Here is a 19685-nt window from a genome sequence, read left to right on the forward strand (position 1 = left end):
GAAAATGTTTAGGCTGGAAAACCGCTCACGAATCATTCTTGGAAGCTCTGTCGCACTTGGCTTGACAAACCGTCTTTTAATAAAAATTAGTAATTTTTGGTCTTTATGGTAATATATTATTTTAATTTTATATAGAAGTCAATACTTTTTTATTATAACAAAATATTAATATTATTTACAATATTTTGAATATTATTTATAGGTACACAAATGGTCGTGTATTTTTACCTAGCAGACTACAATCCAGAATAACGACGTTATTCTGGATTGTTTGCTAATCTCAAATGATACTGAGTGCCGTAGCGATCTGAAAAATTGCTTCTTTCTTTTTCGTGTAATATTGATCTTTCGTCAGCCCCATGTCCAGGTAAATGTTGATGTCGTTAACCCTGCTGGGACTTAGGTACTTCTCTTCGAGTATCCTGCGCTCGATCTCGTCCAGCGAATACTCTAAAGCCCGTTCTATCTGCTTAGCCTTGAGCTCGGTCTTAGTCTCTGAGTGATGCAACCGCGGAAACAGCTGGTCTATACCATTCTCCGTCTGCTCCTGTCTATTCTGTACTGCAACACGGAGGGCTTTATAGGCTTTCAGTTCTTTTACTACAGCTTTCTGGACCTCTCTCTCATTTCCTGATTGCAGAAAAGACAATTGTTCTTGTGCGCTCATCTCTCATTCCCCCTCGCGGATTGCCCATGATATAATGGAGTTGCGAACATCCATTTGGCTCCTTGCGAAGGAGCTTTTCTTTTTAGGAGGGAAGAGGGAAACTCATACCAAGTATAGATGTCTTGCCAGAAATAATCTCCTCCTTAGCCATTGTTGCAGTTTTTCTTATCTCTCTGACTATATATGCAGTTCTCAAGTGTCGCTGATAAACCCGAATAATATGTTAAGGTTTGGCACGACATTTCCGATATACAAGGAAACAGTAAAACGAGAGAGTGATCCTATGGCATATGTTATTGGAACTATTCTGTGGTTAATTACAATTGGTTTTTCAATCTACCAAGCACTAACCCTCCCTAGATTTATGCCTGAAATCCAGTACACTTTTGCTAAATTAATTGCTATTACTACTACTTTTCTTTTTTTGATATTTTTACTTATTGTTTCCTTTACAAAAAAGAACATGATTGTTTTCTGGATTGTCCTTGTACTTGTAATAATTTCAGTAACAGTATTATGGTCAGTTGGTTACTTTAAGATGTTTTTGTATGGAATCATCTAGTATAAGGAGCAAAGATGCAGATAATTTATTTAATCAGTTGAACCTGGTCTCTGTAATAACCAGGTTCTATTTCTATTTATAGACTTGCTTATTTAATTTCACTGTTTTTCTCTTGTGTTAAGCACCCATCAAAGATTTGAGATTCACAGCATTCAAGAAGGAAATTGACACGGCCGTGGGGCACGATTCGTCGGTGTCTATAGAAAGCAATCTCATTAAGTCGTCGTCGGCCCGTGCTCTACATGTATATCCTTCCGGTCCTGGCGCTATATGAAGCATTATCCCCTTCCTCCGTGCATCCTCCACCAACAGGCCCATACCTTCTCACGTGCTGGAGAAAGGAGGCAACGCAGACGGTACGCCATTCCTCACCCACACACCAGGTTCAAGCTCTTCCAACCCCAACGCCTCGGCCACTTTCGCATCCAGCTCACGGCCTGCTTGCATCATCTGCGGCCTCCATCCGTTCGTCTTGGTATCCGTACCACACTTGCTTTACGATCTCCTGAGTCAGTGCAGCGACATCATGGACTTTCTCCCCGCGCTCCAAAAGATTCAGGACACCAAGAGCAATCCACCGGTGAACACTGTCGTCCAGATTTACAGCCACTTTCTCACGTCCTGCTTGCATCCCGTTCCCCTCCAATTAGCTGGTCTTTTATGACTTGGACAATATCTGTTCCCTCTAGTCTCTTCGATAAGCAGTAGGGGCACCGGATGATCCTCTGGTCATCTTCAACGCCGTCTGTGGGAATAAAAAACTGTTCCTCGCACTGTGTGCAAGTAATTTCCGCTGCTTCCAATTGCATTCCCTCCCATGGGTACAAACGTAATGTTAAGTTAAGCGAGTTCGAATTCTTCTTCCAAATGCAACGTACCAGCATGATCTAATTCGCCAATGAGTATTTCTCTGCCCATTTTGTCTTTGGCATAATATTCTTCCGTAATCTCATTCTATCTATTATAAAAATCGCTTATTTGTAACGTAGAAATAACACACAATTCGCTTTGCTTTTCTATTAAATAAAAAACGGTAAGGACTTTAGCATCCTTTCGTCCGAAAACCTTTATTTTAAACTACTCTAATCAATGTAGCCGAACGATGGTGCCATCCCCATTCTTTAATTAATCCTTTCGATGCGTTTCGTGTCTCTTCGCTTGCTGGTACAACCGTAAATTCATGCTTGTATTGTTCATAAAATAAGGGCTCCATTTGCACGTAAACCAGCTAGCGCTTATACTACAGGTGAAGACTCTAAACTAACTGTAGAAACATTTTTAAAATCATCGATATAGGACAGTTCCATCTCTTCTTTTATCTCTTATCTCTTCTTTTATCTCTTTACTCTCCATACAACATGTATCCACATTTCACCATAAACTAATAAAATTATGTATACACCACACAAAAAAACTTGCCGTTACTTACTTTCCGACACTCAAAAAATACAAGTCGCCCCGTCTTTACGACAAAGCGACTCAGGTTATCCATTATTTATTTGTCACTTCAAGCGGCCTTCCCATCCCATCTCTTTACGTCACAGCTTCCTTCTTCCCAAAAAACGTCCTCAGCGCCTTGTAGACCTCCCCCTTCTCCCGAATCACACAATGCATGAACTTCGGTTCCTTGATATGTCGATAAGCGGACATGAGGGTTGAGTGCCTGTTGTACTGATTGACCTCCCCATATCCAAACATATTGCAGCGATCCATCAATTCCTTCACCAGCTTGACGCAGCGTTCGTTGTCAGAGGTGAGGTTGTCGCCATCCGAGAAGTGGAACGGATAGATGTTGTACTGCGAGGTCGGATAGCGGCTGTCGATGATCTCCAGTGCCTTTTTATAAGCGGAGGAGCAGATCGTTCCCCCGCTCTCTCCCTTGGAGAAAAAGGTATCCTCTGTCACTTCCTTGGCGTCCGTATGGTGTGCGATGAAGACGATCTCTACCTTCTCGTATTTGGTGCGCAGGAAGCGGACCATCCAAAAGAAAAAGCTGCGCGCAATGTATTTCTCGAATACACCCATGGAGCCTGAAGTGTCCATCATCGCGATGATGACGGCATTGGAATGAGGTTTGATGATCTCTTCCCAGGTCTTGAACCGCAGATCATCATCGGTGATGCCCAGCTCCAGATCACTGTAGCCAGCCAGTCCATTGCGCCTGATCGCAGCGATTAATGTCCGTTTTTTATCAATGTTGCCCATCAAGCCTTTTTTGCGCACATCGTTGAAGCGTGTCTCTTCGATGACGATCTGGTCTTCATCCTTGCGCTGCAAATTGGGCAGCTCCAGCTCAGCAAACAGCATCTCCTGCAGCTCTTCCACGCTGATCTCGGCTTCGTAATAATCCACACCAGGCTGATCGCCTGCGCCTTGCCCTTTGCCAGCTCCCTGCGCTGGGTCGCCATCCTGGGCTACCACATCGCCTACCTTGCTGTTTCCTTTCCCCTGTCCCCCGTGCTTGCCTTTTTGGAAGTTATAGCGCAATCGATACTCATCCAGCGAACGGATCGGGATTTTGATGACTTCCCGTCCGTTCGACATGATGATGTTTTCTTCACTCACCAAATCAGGAAGATTTTTTTTAATGGCTTCCTTCACTTTTTCCTGGTGTCGAGTTTGGTCCTGGTACCCTTTGCGGTGCAGCGACCAGTCTTCCCGGGAGACAATGAACGATGAAGAGTCTTTCATGCCGTCTCCTCCTAGTAACTGGCGCAATCCGCGCCGAATGTGTGACTGATCTAGCGGTTCAACAAACTGCCGACGTAGCGAAGCAGCTCGTTGGCGCAGACAGGGCAGTATTGATGCTCCTCAATAAGTCGTTTGGTTACTTCGTTGATCTTTTTCAATTGATGCTCATCCGGTGTTTTGTTCGAGGTCGTAATCTTCACAACGTCTTTCAGATCGGTGAACAGTTTTTTCTCGATTGCTTCACGTAGACGGTCGTGAGAGCTGTAATCAAAACGCTTGCCTTTGCGCGCATAAGCCGAGATACGAATCAGGATTTCTTCGCGGAATGCCCGTTTGGCGTTCTCCGAGATGCCGATCTGTTCCTCGATCGAGCGCATCAAACGCTCATCCGGATCCATCTCCTCACCAGTCACCGGATCACGCAGCTTATTCATATTGCAATACGCCTCGACGTTATCCAGATAGTTATCCATCAGCGTCTTGGCCGACTCTTCATAGCTGTAGACAAAGGCCTTCTGCACTTCCTTCTTGGCCAGCTCGTCGTACTCCTTGCGCGCGATGGAAATGAAGTTCATGTAGCGTTCACGCTGCTCCTTGGTGATGGACGGATGCTGGTCAAAGCCTTCCTTGAGCGCTCGCAGGATATCCAGCGCATTGATGCACTCGGTATCACGCCGAATCAGCGCACTGGAGATGCGGTTGATGACATAGCGCGGATCGATGCCGGCCATACCCTCGTCGGCAAATTCGTTGCGCAGCTCCTCCAGATCGGCCCCCTTGAAGCCTTCCACGGATTCACCATCGTAGAGCCTCATTTTTTTCAACAGATCGGCGCCCTGCTTTTTCGATTCCTTCAGCCTGGTCATAATGGAGAAAATGGCTGCCGAGCGAAGCGCGTGAGGCGCGATATGCACATGCCCCAGATCAGACTGCCGAATCAGCTTGGAATAAATTTTTTCCTCGTCACTGACCCGCAGATTATACGGCATTGGCATCACGATGATACGAGACTGCAGGGCTTCGTTCTTTTTATTCGCGATAAATGCTTTGTACTCCGATTCATTCGTATGAGCAACGATCAATTCATCAGCAGAGATGAGCGCAAAGCGACCCGCTTTAAAATTTCCTTCCTGCGTCAACGACAGCAGATGCCACAAGAATTTTTCATCGCACTTCAACATTTCCTGGAATTCCATCAACCCGCGGTTTGCCTTGTTCAACTCCCCGTCAAAGCGGTAGGCACGCGGGTCCGATTCAGAGCCGTACTTGGTAATGGTCGAAAAGTCGATACTTCCGGTCAGATCGGCGATATCCTGCGATTTTGGATCTGACGGACTGAAGGTACCTATCCCTACGCGGTTTGACTCCGAGAACAGAATCCGAGTCACTGGAAAATCCTCAATGCGCCCATTGTACTCCTGTTCCAGCCTCATCCGGTTGTAAGGGGTCAGTTCACCCTCGATCTTGATACCCAGCTCTTCTTCTATTTCAGATCGCAACTCGCGCGGAATCAGATGGAGCGGCTCCTCCTGCATCGGACAACCATCCAAGGCATACACGGCTCCCTCATCTGTTCGGGAATACTCCTCCAGGCCGCGCTTCAACATCGTCACCAATGTTGATTTACCACCACTTACAGGTCCCATCAGAAGCAAGATCCGCTTGCGTACATCGAGACGGCGGGCAGCCGAATGAAAATATTCTTCCACCAGCCGTTCAATCGAGCGATCCAATCCATAAATTTCACGACTGAAAAATTGATACGAACGAGAACCGTCTTCATTTTCCTCTACGCCGGCACTTTTGATCATGTTGTAAACGCGCGAATGAGCCGTCTGGGCAATTTGCGGGTTTTTTCGCAAAAGCTGAAGATACTCAGCAAAGGTTCCTTTCCACATCAGGTTTTCTTCTCGGGCCCTGTGTTCTGAAATACGCTTTAAAATATCCATGCTCGTCACTCCTCCCTCATAAGCCCCTCTCTCTTCCCCCAAACGACAATGTACTCTCATGTATATGTCCGCTGGCGGTTCCACATTCGCTTGCAACAGTTTTCTTCACATGCCTTCATCAGGCTCATTCAGCCCTTTTCATATCGTATGCAAGCCGTTGTCGCAAGTTTCGGATAACTTATTTTCCGTAGCATCTTTCATCTTATGGAGTTTTGTCGAACATTGGCTGCAGGGGAAAGGATGATTAGATGTGAATAACTCATCCCCAAGCAATTGGTTATTTAATCGCGGCAGTCAACATCATTCAATTCCCGGACGCAATGGATGCTGCATACGTCGTCCTAACATTTGAAAAGCAACTTAACGAACTAATCTGCGAAGAAGCTGAAAAGATCTATAGGGAAGTGTGGTTAATAAATAATCAAGGGTAAAAAGAGTGGAAAAGATGTGGGAGGGAAGGCATGCCGGCGAATGAAAGAAAACATCATGTACAAGTGGTCATTGCTGGAACTGCGACAAATGTATAATTTTTAACAATCTAGGCTAGATCATACTTTATTGAATGAATGACAACAAGCTGCAAATGATCATTCATGGTGAAGTTGTGATAACAAATTCCTACACGAATCAAGGATTGCTATGAACACTGAGCTTCGTCCAATTCAGCATAAAGTCATCTGCAAAGTGCCGAGAAAACGGCACTTTTTCTTTCATTATAGGGTTTGCAGATTCCTAATACATTGTATAAAAAAGTGTTGACATGTGTATTTTATAATATATAATGACCGATATATAACTAATGATACATAACGAATATTCGATTTGAGGAGAGAGCAGATGGCACCAAAAACAAAGTTTACGAAAGAACAGATCGTTAATGCGGCGTTCGAAATTGCGAGGACGGAAGGAGTCGATTCAATTACAATCCGCAAGGTAGCGGAGAAGCTGGGGAGCTCGATTGCCCCGATTTATGTGAATTTCAAAGAGGCTGGCGAGCTAGTTGAAGAGGTGTACAAAAAGACCTTCGAGGTCAGCAGGCAGATTTTGATGGAGCAAAACTCGGGGAATCCGTTCTACGATATCGGCGTGGCAAGCATCCGGTTTGCAAGTGAGTATCCGGTTTTGTTTCGCGATCTTGTGATGAAGAAGAACGATCAAGCGAAGCACAATGAGGAAGAGACGCTAGGCTTCATAAAGATGATGAGAATGGACCCCGATCTTAACGGATTGTCTGATGATGAATTGCTGACCATTTTGCTAAAGATGAAGATTTTTCAAGTTGGGATGAGCGTGATGGTGGCGAATGAATTGCTGCCGGGAGATTTTACGGAAGAACAGATGATTCAGCTGATGAGCAGCGCGGCTGAAGATGTAATCGGCACAGCGAAGCGTCGTGCAGAACAACAATAATCGAGAGGAGATGTTAAAAATGTCAGCGGCAAGAAGAAAGTTTAGTCTTATATTGTTCATTATGGTGGTGTTAGCGAGCGGTTGGATTGGCGTGTTGGTAGATTCGAAGCTTCCGGAGCAGCCGGCGGAGAATTCATTAGGAATGGGATTGTGGCTTATCTTGCCGATTATCGCGATGCTCGTTCTGCGGCTTGTGAATCGCGATTGGAAGGATATTGGCGTTCTGCCGAATTTTAAGGGGAATATGAAGTGGTATGGCGCAGCGATTGCGATCTATCCGGTTATGACTGTTATCATTGTCGGTCTTGCATTGCTGTTTAATAGCGCTAGTATTTCTAATGTTGAACTAAATTCAATCCTATCACTTATTGGTGTTTCGATCGCAGGTAACTTTATTAAGAACATCTTTGAAGAGTTTGCTTGGCGCGGGTATTTGACTCCGAAACTGATTGAGCTGAAGCTTAATGACTGGATGCTCTATCTTGTATCCGGACTTGTGTGGGCACTGTGGCATGCCGCGTATTATATGGTGTTCCTGCCGGACTCTTACTTCGAGACGACTTCGAGAATGGGCTTTCTCTTAATAGGCTGTGTGTTAATGGTAGCATGGTCGGTTATGTATGTTGAAATTTATCGGCTTACGAAATCTGTATGGCCGTGTGTGTTGATGCATGCTTTGGAAGATGGAGTGCCTACTTTGCTGTTGTCGGTAGCCGGGGTAATTACATTGACGAAAACAGGCGAACTTTGGCTCAGCCCGACCACTGGCATTATTACGACGGCTCTGTTCGTCGGATTCGGATTGTGGCTCAGGTCGATAAGAATGAAGAAGGAGCGGAAAGTAAATGCTGAGGTTTTGAATGATGGTCTATAGGTTCATCCGGCGACATTCCAAGAGTGTCAGGCAGACAAAAGCCGGATTCAGCCTTTGGAAGCTAGGTGGTTTGTGATGCGCGTTGTTAATAAAATAGAGCCATGAAACGGAGAGCCATTAGATAATGCCGCTCTCCGTTTTTTAAATTCATTAAATGTGAAATTATTAAATGATAAACGTACGCGTCAAATAAGTAGTCTAACCACCAATGACCGACATTGATTTGGCGATTAGATTTAGGCTAACAGTTTGGCATTACACGTTGACCACAAACAATCTATACTAATCAAAATCGTATATATCGCTGTATCCTGTTTTTTCATTTTTTCTCCTTTCAACAAATTGATGTATAAAAGATGCCCTGCTAGCCCGTTTTCAAACAGGGCAAGCTACGCTATAATGGGAGTAGTTTGTTTACGAAAGGAGCAGTCCAACATGGGTACGTTTATCGTAGGGTTGGTCTTTGGCGCTTTTGTGTTTTTCATCCTTACAGCCGGTTACGACAAGGACAGAACCTGGAACCTGTAAGACGAGCGTAAGCTAACGATATCTTGCATCGCTCCCAGAAAAAAAGCAGGCTGCCTATGTCGGGCAACCTGCTTTTTTCCATGTCCTGCATCATTCGTAAACTATTTGGCAAACACGCCGCTTCTTTGCGAGATCGCCTGATGCAATTCCTCCAGCGATCCCTTTTGATCCACCGCATACTGTGGTTCCCCACGATCCTCCAGCCAATTGGTAACGAGGAACGTCTTCATGCCCAGTTTCGATGCCACCATATCTTCTTGCATGTGGTTTCCGACCATCACGCAGTCACCCGGTTCCACGTCCAGCTTACTGCAAATCTCGCTAAAATACTCCGTGTTGGGTTTGGTAAAATGAGACTCCTCATAGACCGTCACGAGCTCAAAATCAGCGGGATTCAACCCGATCCAGGACAAGCGATGGTGGATCGCATCCCGCGGAAACACCGGATTGGTCGCTACAGCGATACGGAAGCCTTGTCCTTTTGCCGCTTCCACGATCTGTTTGGCCCAAGGAGATGGTTGGGTATGCTCCATTAGGGACGGGAACACATCCCGATAAAACGCATCAAAAATCGGCCACAGCTCGTCCAGGTTCCATTCGCCGTGCTCCGCAAAATACTCCATGAAGACCTGCTCATTTGTTTTTTCTGCGTCCTTGCTCATGATCATCGCTTTCGTTCCATCCCAGATCAAGCCAAGCATCTTTTGCGTGTCGTACGCGTCTCCTACATGACTTCCCAAAACCTTCAGGTACTGTTGGACAAATGGTTCGGTCTGCATCTCCAAAAGGGTTCCATCCAGGTCAAACAGAATCGTGCTTATACTCATTTCTCTCTCTCCTTTCAAAGTTGGCAAATCCCGCTTGCAACCATTACTTCAATCCGGGAAAACCCAACTGACGCAAGCCCTCGAACAGTACGATAGCGGCACAGTTGGACAAATTCACAGAACGTGTCGCACCGCTCATGGGGATTCGAATCGTCTGCTCCCGATAGCGATTGGTCAATTCCTCTGGCAGCCCTGTCGTCTCTTTGCCCAGGATAATGTAGTCTCCGTCACGAAACGATACCTCTGCGTACAAGGTTTCTCCCCACGTCTCGACAAAGTAAAATGTCCCGGCATCTGGCCCCTGCTCCTCGGCAAAATGCTCGAAGCTATCATAATGATGAACATTCACGGCATGCCAATAATCCAGTCCTGCCCTCTTGAGATAGCGGTCTTCGGTAGAAAAACCGAGCGGATGAATCAAATGCAGGTGTGCACCAGTCGCTGCGCAGGAACGGGCGATGTTTCCCGTATTGGCAGGGATTAATGGCTCATGCAAAACAATGTGTAGCGGCATAACGGCAATGTCTCCTTGGTATCCGAGCTATCAAACATCCCCTATTATACCTAACCAAGCCTTTGAAAAGCCACCGCCTATCTGCTTTCCCTGGTCTTGAATAGAAAAAATGGGCATCCGCCATACGGGATGCCAGGAGAGAAAACTGTCGCCCTTCGAACATTCGAATGGATTGCGACAGGTTTTTTGCTCTGTAACGGAACCACCCTTTGCTGCATCTAAGAGGAAATGACCTTTGGGTCCATGAGGAGTTGATTGACAGATGGCTCAAACGCTATCCTTTCGTCTGGTCACACACATGATCAGTCTGGTTTTCGTGGCACTAAGCATAGGCTGGATGTGGCAAGACTTCTTATCATTTCCGCCTATGGAAGCCACCAGCATGATTCTTGGCTATGTATCGTTCGTCCTGATTGGTTTAACCCTGTTGATTGGACCGATCAAATCCTTGCTGCCTGCCCGCATCGGATCTGCCTGCTTGTCCATTCGCCGCGATGTCGGGATTTGGGCAGGGCTCACCGCACTCATACATGTCGTCCTTGTGCTCATCCTGTTTTCGGGTGAGCCTCGCCTGATGATCATCGACCAAAGCTTATTGGAGCAATCACAGCATGGATGGCTCAGATTATTTTTTGTCTTCTATCCTCATGAAGCAGGTTGGCCCGATTTGCGCTGGTCGCTCATCGGGGTAGCCAATTACTTGGGACTGATCGCCTTTCTGATGATCCTTGCCCTTCTCTTGACCTCTTCAGACCGTGCTGCAAAACAGCTAGGCGGCTCCACCTGGAAACGTCTCCATCTGGCCAATCCGTTCCTGTTCCTTCTCGTAGTTGTGCATGGACTGACGTATATCCAATTTATCAAAGGGGAGCCGCATTCCCTATCCGACATCCTCTTGTTTGCATTCGCTGTCTGGATAGTTCGCACCATACTATTTTGGCGAGCGCTATGGCAGAGGCAACGTTAAACCGCTTCACCCTTTTACCCCCTGTATGTGGAAAAAGGCATAGCGGATCTGTGGCGTATAGGCAGTCGAATCCTCGTATGACCAATAGCGCATACTGCTGTCGGTCGTATGGGCATTCACCAGCGGCATGTTATACCCATCCTTGGCCACGACAATCGTATTGTGCTGAAACCGACCATCTCCGTTGAAGTCGTAACAGATCACATCACCTGGTATCAAATCCTCGGGAGAGCTTTTCGCGACAGCGCGTATCGGCTCTCCCCCTGATTTGAGCAGTAAATACAAGCTATGAGCGACCGACCAGCTGAAGCTCCATTCGCTCCCCTTGCCTGTCCGAATCCACCAGCCTTTGGTCTTTTCCTTGGAAAACAGCATCGGAATCCCTCCCGCATGCAAGCATTGCGAGATGAAATTGGTGCAATCATCGGTGAAGTGAGGATAAGCGGGGTTGGGTGAATTCCAATATTGATGCGCATACTCTACTGCCTTTCTGGCGTTGTATCCGCTTGCCCCATGTACCACCAGAAACGGTTTTGTGACACGCTCCCCGACAACCGTAACGGAAGGTTCCGCTTGCTCTGCATCAACCTCTTCCAGCTTCTCGTCCCCTTCCCATTCCCGTGTATCTGTGATCGTCCATGTATCCTGCTCTTTGCTCAAATAAACGATAATGATGCGACGACTAGCTTCCACATGCCTCTTTTCTCCGATGCGATAGTGCCGCCATCCCGTCCAAGACAAGCGTACTTCCATGCTGTCTCCCGTCTCCATCCAGTACAGCGGTACTACACGCCCACTAACCGCGTATATGACCGCGCCACGGTTCACGGTTTGACTGTACTCCCGTGTCAAACGGTCCCATTCACCGGCCTTGGTCTCCTTACCTCTGGTAAAAAATGCGGCAAGTCTCTCATACTTCCCGTCCATCCACGACCAATGCACAGCATCAAAATACTTTTGAATAAATCCCCTCCAGTCCATCAGGCCCCTCCCTTCTTATTTGCGTGTCCTTCAACTCAGATCGTCTGTCTATCATGCTTTTGCCGTTACCGTTCATAGCAGAATATGTAAGAAAATGGACTTTCAGAAGAAAAAGAAAAGCCACCCGGGTCAGCGGGTGACTTGATTGGATGAAGAGAAAAGGGAAAGAGGTACCTTTTCTAAAGATAGTAAATACTCCTTGATTGGCAATCCTCCCCCGTAGCCGACCAATGCGCCATTGGAGCCAATAACACGATGGCAAGGAATAATCACCGGGATCGGGTTGCGGTTATTCGCTCCACCGATAGCTCTGACTGCTTTCGATGCGCCTATGGCTAGCGCAATATCCTTGTAGGAGCGTGTCTCACCATAGGGAATGCTGGTCAGCGCAGTCCATACGGATTTCTGAAAGGGAGTACCGTACAACACAAATGGCAGGTCAAACGTGTGACGCAATCCGGCAAAATACTCCTCTAGCTGAGCTTTGACTGGCTCATTCCACTGCTCGTCACGCACCAGCGTCATCCCCAGAAAGGTTTTTTTGCACCAGCGCTGCAAAGATGGCAAGCTGCGCTCCTCGTCACCAAACTCGATAAAACAAAGTCCTTGTTCAGTAGAAGCCAGCAACAACGGTCCGATAGGTGAGTCCATGATGGTATACTGCAGCGTATTAGTCATCCAACCTTCCTCCCTTATCCGTTTTTCCTGCTATTTTGTCTGCTCTGTGTTCTTCTGCTGCACCTGACTGTTCATGATCTCGAGACCTTTTCGCACCTCTTCCAAAACTTCTGGAGAGTCCTCGCGCTCCTTCGAACGGTTCAAAGCTGCTTCGGCATCCTCGCCTCCGATTTTGCCCAGCGCCCATGCTGCTGTTCCGCGAATCACGGGTCGAGGATCATGCTCCAGCAATCGTGCCAGGTGCGGCACCGCCGACCGATCCTTGAAATGAGCCAATGCCAAAATCGCATTGCGCTGAATCGGCTTTTTTCCTCGCCATGACGACGAAGAAAGGCCAAATTTCTCTTTGAATTCCTTGTTGCTCATCTCCAACAAGGGGATCAGCAAAGGCTTGGCTACCTCGGGATCGGGCATAAACTCGGTCTGGTGGCTATTGTGAATGCCGCGATTCTTGGGACAAACCGTCTGACACGTATCACAGCCATAGAGCCGATTGCCGATCTTGGTCCGAAACTCATCCGGGATGAAATCCTTTACCTGTGTCAGATACGCCACACAACGCTGCGCATTCAACTGCCCTCCTTGCACCAATGCTCCGGTCGGGCAGGCATCTACACAAATATTGCAATCCCCGCAGCCTTCTTCTACAGGCTGGTCGAAGGGAAGCGGCAGATTCGTCACGAGCTCGCCCAAATAGACCCAGGAGCCGAATTCCGGCGTAATCAAAGCGCAGTTTTTCCCTACCCAGCCTAGTCCGGCACGCTCAGCTACAGCGCGGTCTGACAAGGCTCCCGTGTCTACCATCGACTCAATTTGCGCTCCCGGCTCCAGTTCTCGAATGAACCGGGCCAGCTTGGCCAGTCTGTCGCGCAGGACATGGTGATAGTCCGTTCCCCATGCCGCCCTGCAAAGAATGCCGCGATAAGCACCCGGCTCCGATTTTGGCGGGTTTTCCAGCTTGGATGGATAAGCCAGTGCGATGGAGATCAAGGAGCGGGCCCCTTCCAGAATGAGGTCAGGCTGCGTCCTTTTCTCCAGATCCGGTTCTTCAAATCCAGACTCGTATCCCTTTTCTCGGTGTTCGATCAGCCGTCCACGCAGCTCCACGAACGGGTCCGCACTGGCAAAGCCGATCTTGTCGATTCCGATTTCCTTGGCATATGCAATGATCGCCTGCTTCGTCTGTACCCAGTACTGCTGGTCGTTCACAGCTGTTTGATCGCTCCTGTCGCCAACTCGTCGCAACGGTTGTTCCACTTGTTGTCAGCGTGTCCTTTTACTTTGACGTATTCTACTTGATGAATCTCCATCAAACGAAGCAGTTCCTTCCACAAATCCTGGTTCTCTACCGGCTGTCCCTTGCTGTTTTTCCAGCCATTTTTCAGCCAGCCCTTGTACCAGCCCTGTTTAAAACAGTTTACTAGATAGGCGCTGTCACTGTACAAGGTAACCTTGCAAGGTTCTTTTAAAATGGAGAGGGCCTCAATCGCAGCCTGCAGCTCCATGCGGTTATTCGTTGTATTGGGCTCGGCACCGGACATTTCCTTGATGTGTTCGCCGTACATCAGAACGGCTCCCCAACCACCAGGTCCCGGATTTCCCGAACATGCCCCGTCTGTATAAATCATCACTTCTCGCATTGTCATCTCCAGGGTATCCCTCCTGTCCTCTTCTATTGTAACGAAGGTTAGTCGCTTCCACAAAAAAAATTTGTTATACTACCAAAAATAGGTTCGTCGGAGGAATGAGATTTGATACATGTACGACTGGATTCATCCGTTACCGAACGCCTACCTCAGCTTTCCTTGGGTGTTCTTCAGTATCACGGCGCGTCTGTCAGCGACTCTCCCAAAATGCTGCAAGGGCGCATCAATTTTTTCATAGAAAACCTTCGCCTCGAACACGAAGTCTCCCGTCTGACAGAAATCGAAGGCGTTCGTGAATGGCGTGCTGCTCTGAAGCAGCTAGGCACTGATCCTTCGCGTTATCGCCCTTCCTCAGAAGCCTTGCTGCGCCGTTTGCTACAAGGGAACCCGTTTTTTTGGGTGAATAGTGCTGTAGATGTAAACAACTTTTTCTCTGTTTTGTATGCCTTGCCTTTGGGCATCTACGATCTGGATCAAATTCATGGAGACGTAGTCTGCCGTGTGGGGCAAGCCTATGATCACTACGAAGGCTTGAATGGTCGCGAAGTCAGCATGGAAAACAAACCGCTGTTAGCCGACGAGCAAGGGGCATTTGGCAGCCCAATCGTGGACTCCAAGCGAACCTGTGTGACCGATCAAAGCTGCAATATGCTGCAGGTCATCTTTTTCCATGAGCAGCTATCCGCCGCAAAGAAAGATGAAATTCTCGGCTCAGTCGGACGCATGTTTACGGAAATCAATGGCGGTGAAATTGCCCAAGCTTCACTGGTCTGATCATAACATAAAAGGACGGCCCCAAATGGTGGGCCGTCTCCTTTTTTTCAATGCTTCATGAATGAAAGGCTTTTGTTTCTCTTCTTCTACACAGAGTTTTTTACCAGAAAGCGGTTCAGGATGTTTTCGCTGATACGGGCTACATTATTGTCGTACTCATTCCATGCCATGCTTCCTGCCCAGTTGATCGAGCCCACTGAAACATGGGGCAAAAATCGGTTCGCTCGGCAAATCACTATCCGGGCCGGTCATCCCCCCACTGAATCCTACGATGCCGGCAGTATATTTCGGACTTGAGGTGCTGACCATGAATTTCAGTTCCTCTCCTGGCTGAACACTGATTTTGTCGGCATATCCTACGATTTTCAACCTTTCTTTCATCATGCGATCTCCTCCTTAATTTTTTTCATAACTTTCTGTCAACGGATGATAAAGGTATTTTTCCAGGGTGAGATTCTTTCAATATAAAACTGAATAGAAAAGCCAGGAAAAAGGCTCCAGCGGGATAAGCGTCATGAAAATCGGCCCCAATCCTCCTGCAACACCAGCAAACAGCAGATAAATGACAATACAATGCCCAGAAGCCCCATAGCAGAAGTCATGAAGCCCATGTTCTGTACAGAAATATTTCCAACGTTAACCCAGTATAGTGGAGCAAACAGCAGCAGTGTCCAATACCCAGCCATGTTCACTATTGCTATAAGACAACAAATCACGATATTTCTGTATTTCAGGGCCACAAAAAAACCGCCTGCCTTCCCTTCCTCGTGCAGTGCTTTGTCTGCGGGACTAATCTCCACTTCTCTCGTATACTTGATTAAAGCAAAAGCAAGGATGAAGGTCGGCAAGCTCACCAACAGGAATGACATCTGCCAATTCGTAACAGCAGCGATTTGCGTTACGATTATGGGTCCAAGGAAAATACCAATGATGGCGACTCCACCGTTGACAATTCCAGAGTTCCGGCCAAATTTATTCTCGCTCGAAACCTGTGCGAGCATGGACATCATGATCGGTAAGCTTTTTATCATAAAATCCGGAGTAGTAAAAATTTATCGTCATCAAGAAGGACGCGAAATTATTCTCGCGATCTTTAACGAGGGAGACTTTTTCGGGGAAATGGTACTGTTCGGCGATGAAAAAGTACGTTCAGCTTCTGCAAATACCTTGGAAAAGAGCACCGTTTACATCATTAAGAAGGAACATTTTTTAAAGCTGCTTAATCGAAACCCCGCCATTTTCATGAAAATCCTCAATACTGCTCTGGAACGTCTGCGGAAGGCAAATGAACTAATCGCCAACCTGCTAATCCGGCTGACTGAAGACCAAGGAGAAGATCGTGTCGTCGGTTTAAAACTCACCCATAACCAAATGGCAGACATGACGGCTACGGCCAGAGAAACCGTTACAAAGATCTTGTCTGATATGCAAAACAGAGGTTACATACGAATCGTAAATCGCCAAATTTCCATCCATGATCTAGAGGGCTTAAAAAGCTCCGCAGGACTGGAGTAGCCTTACACCCATTTCAGCATATCGACTGGCGCTAAAAAGACGGCCACTATGCTGCGTGGCCGTCTTTTTGTCCTTCAGATCCTTCACGTTTGCGAAACACGACATGCTCAAGCAGCAGACAAACGATCACGCCCAGCAGCAGTCCGTTTCCGAATAAAAAGCTGATCATTGGCGGCATATTTTGCCACGCCGTCGCAGGAACGAACATGATGCCAATTCCCACTAATAGCGAGCTTCCCCCTACTGTAATGGTCCGCTCGTCCATCTCCATACTCACGTAATCCTTCAATCCAAATCCAAGCAGCTTTGTATAGGTGATAAACAGTGCAGCATAAGCCACCGGTGTAGGCAATGCCGCTAAAAAGTGCGAAATCGCAGGAAATAAACCAATGACCATGATCCCCACCATTGCCAGCATAAACGGCAGCCTGGACGCCATTCGCGTGGTCTGAATGACGGCTGCTGCCAGCGAGAGCGGGATCATCCCGACTACTCCAGACAGTCCGGAAAGTATATGGGATACCCCTGTAAACACGCCGCCGCGATTGTACTGTTTAAGCGTAGGCTCCGTATTTGTCGCCTTCCCCATGACCACGAGGCTAGTCACCAGATTGGTCAATAGGACAAAGCCTGTCAACGTACTGGTTAGGACAATTCCCCAATCCCAGCGTGGTGCTCCCCAGAAGAATAGGGATGGCCATGCAATGACTTGGTCTGTCGGACGAACGGGCTCTGTCCACCCCATGACAGCATAAAACACCCAGCCCACCACCATGCCGATCAAGACGGCAAAGCTGGAGAATCGCTTCAATCGCGTCAACCAGATAACCAGAGCTACAATGGCAATCGAGACGAGTGCGATCATCGGCTGTACTTCTCTTGAATGTTGAAATCCGATTCCCAGCATACCTGCCAAAATATTGCTGCACAAGGAAACAGCCAGCAAGATCATGTACGTTCCTGAGACGAGGGGGGTAAACCATCTCTGAAGCTTTCCAACCCAACCCATCATCCCAAAGACGATAAACAGGACGCCAGCCATCATCAGACCAAGCTGAAAGGACTGACCGATTTCTTGGGGATGGAGACCCAGGCTGGTTCCGATTTGCGCTAGAATGACGAAAATACCCCACCACAGCCCTGCTGGCCCTTCCATCATTGGATATCGATGTCCAATCCAGACCTGTAAAAGCGAAGCAAATCCGATGAAAAACATGGATTGCTGCATGAGCTTACCAATCTCATCCGGCTGCAAACCGTATACGTCCCCGATCATCAAGGGCACAGCGACGCTGCTCGATACCGTCACGATCATCCATTGCAGGGCAGACAAAAGAGTCGTACCAACAGGCGGCTTGTCATGCAATCCGTACCTCACATCAACCACCTCTTTACTATTTAAACATATTCCTCATTCTCTCTGTCCACTCCACCACTATGCACGAAGCACTAGGTCTTTTCAATACTATCCTTTCGGCCAAAGTGCACCTCTTCACCAAACCTAGTTTGCCTCAAACTCTATTCGAGCTGGAACCGATTCTGACACGTAAAATAAGCTTCTTTCGAAACAATCGAAGAAGCTGTTCCTTCATATCGGAAATGCCTTGTTGGGAGTGATGTGTCACTTTGTGAAGCTCGTTGCTTTCTTACTGTTGCTTTACTTTTCCTTTTTTTTCATAAAAAAATTCTGATCATCAATCAAGTTGACAATCAGAATTCGTCGATTATGTATGGTGCCGGTGAAGGGACTTGAACCCCCACGGTTTCCCTCACGATTTTGAGTCGCGCGCGTCTGCCATTCCGCCACACCGGCATATTCTTTTGGAGGAGGCACCCGGATTTGAACCGGGGATAAGGGTTTTGCAGACCCGTGCCTTACCACTTGGCTATGCCTCCAACTATGGAGCGGACGACGGGTCTCGAACCCGCGACCTTCGCCTTGGCAAGGCGACGCTCTACCAATTGAGCTACATCCGCAAATAAATGGCTGGGGTACTAGGATTTGAACCTAGGAATGACGGAGTCAAAGTCCGTTGCCTTACCGCTTGGCTATACCCCAATAAGGTTTCCCCAACTTTAAAAACAATGGGGCGATCGATGGGACTTGAACCCACGAGTGCCGGAGCCACAATCCGGTGCGTTAACCCCTTCGCCACGACCGCCACGTTCTAAAACTTATAGAAAAATCATTGGCAGGGGCAGTAGGAATCGAACCCACACCAAAGGTTTTGGAGACCTTCGTTCTACCGTTAAACTATGCCCCTACAAGGTGGCTCGGGACGGAATCGAACCGCCGACACGAGGATTTTCAGTCCTCTGCTCTACCGACTGAGCTACCGAGCCTCATTCAATAATGAATTACGCCATTTAAAAATGGCGGAGCTGACGGGACTCGAACCCGCGACCTCCGGTGTGACAGACCGGCGTGAACTCCAACTTCACCACAGCTCCATAATGGACATTTTGTCTCGCCTTGATCACATTGTATGGTCAACGTTGTACAAGGAAGATTTGGTTGCGGGAGCAGGATTTGAACCTGCGACCTTCGGGTTATGAGCCCGACGAGCTACCGAGCTGCTCCATCCCGCGATAATCAGGACGATTGAGTGTCAGCGTTGCGACGCACAGGATGTGCTAGTGTCGGAGTTGTCAACAGGATGTTGACGTTTTTAGCCGACCCACTAAAGACGTGGCGCTTTTAGCTGACCTTCCTTGTTCCTATAAATGGTGGAGGCTGACGGGATCGAACCGCCGACCCTCTGCTTGTAAGGCAGATGCTCTCCCAGCTGAGCTAAGCCTCCAAATGCCCCATAACAGTTGTTTGGGGCCCCCTTGGTAGTGGGGTATATGGTGACCCGTAGGGGATTCGAACCCCTGTATGACAGCGTGAAAGGCTGCTGTGTTAAACCGCTTCACCAACGGGCCAGATGGCGGATGGAGTGGGATTTGAACCCACGAGACGAGTTGACCCCGCCTACACGATTTCCAATCGTGCTCCTTCGGCCGCTCGGACATCCATCCAAAACACTATGGCTCCTCGGGACGGACTCGAACCGCCGACCGATCGGTTAACAGCCGATTGCTCTACCAACTGAGCTACCG

At 47.8% G+C, this 19685-nt stretch carries 19 protein-coding genes, 12 tRNA genes and 1 pseudogene; 5 read left to right on the top strand and 27 right to left on the bottom strand.

The window, feature by feature from the left end; genetic code table 11:
• Window positions 1–280 precede the first annotated feature (280 nt).
• From JZI27_RS22675 to JZI27_RS22700, 6 genes and pseudogenes are all read right to left on the bottom strand, one after another.
• A complete protein-coding gene (locus tag JZI27_RS22675) occupies window positions 281–667 on the bottom strand; it encodes an ArpU family phage packaging/lysis transcriptional regulator (protein WP_280209417.1) in 387 nt (128 codons plus the stop codon).
• 886 nt (window positions 668–1553) lie between these two features.
• Complete coding sequence (locus JZI27_RS22680) at window positions 1554–1679, bottom strand: hypothetical protein (protein WP_280209418.1); 126 nt, start codon at window positions 1677–1679, stop codon at window positions 1554–1556.
• Window positions 1660–1860 (bottom strand): hypothetical protein, encoded by a 201-nt coding sequence (locus JZI27_RS22685; RefSeq protein ID WP_280209420.1) that lies wholly within the window; start codon window positions 1858–1860, stop codon window positions 1660–1662. The genes JZI27_RS22680 and JZI27_RS22685 overlap by 20 nt, the downstream gene beginning before the upstream one ends.
• 486 nt (window positions 1861–2346) lie before the next feature.
• Window positions 2347–2530: pseudogene (locus tag JZI27_RS22690) on the bottom strand (phage tail protein); the annotation flags it as partial.
• A gap of 232 nt (window positions 2531–2762) precedes the next feature.
• Window positions 2763–3920: a sporulation protein YhbH gene (gene yhbH, locus JZI27_RS22695; protein ID WP_122910063.1), complete on the bottom strand. Its 1158-nt coding sequence runs from the start codon at window positions 3918–3920 to the stop codon at window positions 2763–2765.
• A gap of 50 nt (window positions 3921–3970) precedes the next feature.
• Window positions 3971–5869 carry a PrkA family serine protein kinase gene (locus JZI27_RS22700; protein ID WP_122910064.1) on the bottom strand — a complete coding sequence of 633 codons (1899 nt, stop codon included), beginning with the start codon at window positions 5867–5869 and terminating at the stop codon, window positions 3971–3973.
• 837 nt (window positions 5870–6706) lie between these two features.
• On the opposite strand from JZI27_RS22700, the gene JZI27_RS22705 reads away from it, so the two are divergent.
• Together JZI27_RS22705 and JZI27_RS22710 are read left to right on the top strand one after the other, a co-directional pair.
• Window positions 6707–7279 (top strand): TetR/AcrR family transcriptional regulator, encoded by a 573-nt coding sequence (locus tag JZI27_RS22705; protein WP_280209423.1) that lies wholly within the window; start codon window positions 6707–6709, stop codon window positions 7277–7279.
• Between the two features lie 19 nt (window positions 7280–7298).
• Window positions 7299–8153, top strand: coding sequence for a CPBP family glutamic-type intramembrane protease (locus JZI27_RS22710; RefSeq protein WP_280209425.1), 855 nt, complete (start codon window positions 7299–7301; stop codon window positions 8151–8153).
• Window positions 8154–8782: 629 nt separating this feature from the next.
• Here the strand turns inward: JZI27_RS22710 and JZI27_RS22715 are convergent.
• Together JZI27_RS22715 and trmL are read right to left on the bottom strand one after the other, a co-directional pair.
• Complete coding sequence (locus tag JZI27_RS22715) at window positions 8783–9508, bottom strand: HAD family hydrolase (RefSeq protein WP_280209427.1); 726 nt, start codon at window positions 9506–9508, stop codon at window positions 8783–8785.
• A 43-nt stretch (window positions 9509–9551) separates the two neighbouring features.
• Window positions 9552–10022 (bottom strand): tRNA (uridine(34)/cytosine(34)/5-carboxymethylaminomethyluridine(34)-2'-O)-methyltransferase TrmL, encoded by a 471-nt coding sequence (gene trmL, locus JZI27_RS22720; RefSeq protein ID WP_122910066.1) that lies wholly within the window; start codon window positions 10020–10022, stop codon window positions 9552–9554.
• Window positions 10023–10284: 262 nt separating this feature from the next.
• Between trmL and JZI27_RS22725 the strand changes: the two genes are divergently transcribed.
• A complete protein-coding gene (locus tag JZI27_RS22725; protein WP_122910067.1) occupies window positions 10285–10989 on the top strand; it encodes a ferric reductase-like transmembrane domain-containing protein in 705 nt (234 codons plus the stop codon).
• Between the two features lie 6 nt (window positions 10990–10995).
• Here JZI27_RS22725 and JZI27_RS22730 read toward each other — a convergent pair whose 3' ends face one another.
• From JZI27_RS22730 to rnhA, 4 genes are all read right to left on the bottom strand, one after another.
• Window positions 10996–11970 (bottom strand): amidase domain-containing protein, encoded by a 975-nt coding sequence (locus JZI27_RS22730; RefSeq protein WP_280209430.1) that lies wholly within the window; start codon window positions 11968–11970, stop codon window positions 10996–10998.
• 129 nt (window positions 11971–12099) lie between these two features.
• Window positions 12100–12648, bottom strand: coding sequence for a methylated-DNA--[protein]-cysteine S-methyltransferase (locus JZI27_RS22735; protein WP_122910069.1), 549 nt, complete (start codon window positions 12646–12648; stop codon window positions 12100–12102).
• A gap of 30 nt (window positions 12649–12678) precedes the next feature.
• Window positions 12679–13857 carry a tRNA epoxyqueuosine(34) reductase QueG gene (queG, locus tag JZI27_RS22740; protein WP_280209432.1) on the bottom strand — a complete coding sequence of 393 codons (1179 nt, stop codon included), beginning with the start codon at window positions 13855–13857 and terminating at the stop codon, window positions 12679–12681.
• Window positions 13854–14288 carry a ribonuclease HI gene (gene rnhA / locus JZI27_RS22745; RefSeq protein ID WP_183185157.1) on the bottom strand — a complete coding sequence of 145 codons (435 nt, stop codon included), beginning with the start codon at window positions 14286–14288 and terminating at the stop codon, window positions 13854–13856. Before rnhA ends, queG begins: the two co-directional genes overlap by 4 nt.
• A 114-nt stretch (window positions 14289–14402) precedes the next feature.
• Here rnhA and JZI27_RS22750 point away from each other — a divergent pair, with 114 nt between their 5' ends.
• Complete coding sequence (locus tag JZI27_RS22750) at window positions 14403–15068, top strand: B3/B4 domain-containing protein (protein ID WP_280209434.1); 666 nt, start codon at window positions 14403–14405, stop codon at window positions 15066–15068.
• A 156-nt stretch (window positions 15069–15224) separates the two neighbouring features.
• Here JZI27_RS22750 and JZI27_RS22755 read toward each other — a convergent pair whose 3' ends face one another.
• Both JZI27_RS22755 and JZI27_RS22760 read right to left on the bottom strand, forming a co-directional pair.
• Window positions 15225–15452 carry a hypothetical protein gene (locus tag JZI27_RS22755; RefSeq protein WP_122910072.1) on the bottom strand — a complete coding sequence of 76 codons (228 nt, stop codon included), beginning with the start codon at window positions 15450–15452 and terminating at the stop codon, window positions 15225–15227.
• 128 nt (window positions 15453–15580) lie between these two features.
• Window positions 15581–16078, bottom strand: a complete 498-nt coding sequence (locus JZI27_RS22760; RefSeq protein WP_183185152.1) for an MFS transporter — start codon at window positions 16076–16078, stop codon at window positions 15581–15583.
• On the opposite strand from JZI27_RS22760, the gene JZI27_RS22765 reads away from it, so the two are divergent.
• Window positions 16077–16583 carry a Crp/Fnr family transcriptional regulator gene (locus JZI27_RS22765; RefSeq protein WP_221175555.1) on the top strand — a complete coding sequence of 169 codons (507 nt, stop codon included), beginning with the start codon at window positions 16077–16079 and terminating at the stop codon, window positions 16581–16583. The genes JZI27_RS22760 and JZI27_RS22765 overlap by 2 nt on opposite strands.
• Before the next feature lie 46 nt (window positions 16584–16629).
• Here the strand turns inward: JZI27_RS22765 and JZI27_RS22770 are convergent, their stop codons facing one another.
• The 13 genes from JZI27_RS22770 to JZI27_RS22830 all read right to left on the bottom strand — a co-directional run bounded on the left by JZI27_RS22770 (window position 16630) and on the right by JZI27_RS22830 (window position 19604).
• Window positions 16630–17961 carry a purine/pyrimidine permease gene (locus tag JZI27_RS22770; RefSeq protein ID WP_280209431.1) on the bottom strand — a complete coding sequence of 444 codons (1332 nt, stop codon included), beginning with the start codon at window positions 17959–17961 and terminating at the stop codon, window positions 16630–16632.
• Between the two features lie 353 nt (window positions 17962–18314).
• Window positions 18315–18396 (bottom strand) — tRNA-Leu (locus JZI27_RS22775).
• Between the two features lie 9 nt (window positions 18397–18405).
• A tRNA-Cys gene (locus JZI27_RS22780) sits at window positions 18406–18479 on the bottom strand.
• 5 nt (window positions 18480–18484) lie between these two features.
• A tRNA-Gly gene (locus tag JZI27_RS22785) sits at window positions 18485–18560 on the bottom strand.
• Between the two features lie 7 nt (window positions 18561–18567).
• Window positions 18568–18642 (bottom strand) — tRNA-Gln (locus tag JZI27_RS22790).
• Between the two features lie 27 nt (window positions 18643–18669).
• Window positions 18670–18745, bottom strand: a tRNA-His gene (locus tag JZI27_RS22795).
• A gap of 28 nt (window positions 18746–18773) precedes the next feature.
• Window positions 18774–18847, bottom strand: a tRNA-Trp gene (locus JZI27_RS22800).
• Between the two features lie 6 nt (window positions 18848–18853).
• Window positions 18854–18926 (bottom strand) — tRNA-Phe (locus tag JZI27_RS22805).
• Between the two features lie 31 nt (window positions 18927–18957).
• Window positions 18958–19034, bottom strand: a tRNA-Asp gene (locus JZI27_RS22810).
• 61 nt (window positions 19035–19095) lie between these two features.
• Window positions 19096–19172 (bottom strand) — tRNA-Met (locus tag JZI27_RS22815).
• A gap of 136 nt (window positions 19173–19308) precedes the next feature.
• Window positions 19309–19384 (bottom strand) — tRNA-Val (locus JZI27_RS22820).
• A 47-nt stretch (window positions 19385–19431) separates the two neighbouring features.
• Window positions 19432–19508, bottom strand: a tRNA-Glu gene (locus JZI27_RS22825).
• 3 nt (window positions 19509–19511) lie between these two features.
• Window positions 19512–19604 (bottom strand) — tRNA-Ser (locus tag JZI27_RS22830).
• Window positions 19605–19685 lie beyond the last annotated feature (81 nt).

The organism is Brevibacillus sp. AY1, assembly GCF_029870785.1.
Classification (GTDB): domain Bacteria; phylum Bacillota; class Bacilli; order Brevibacillales; family Brevibacillaceae; genus Brevibacillus; species Brevibacillus invocatus.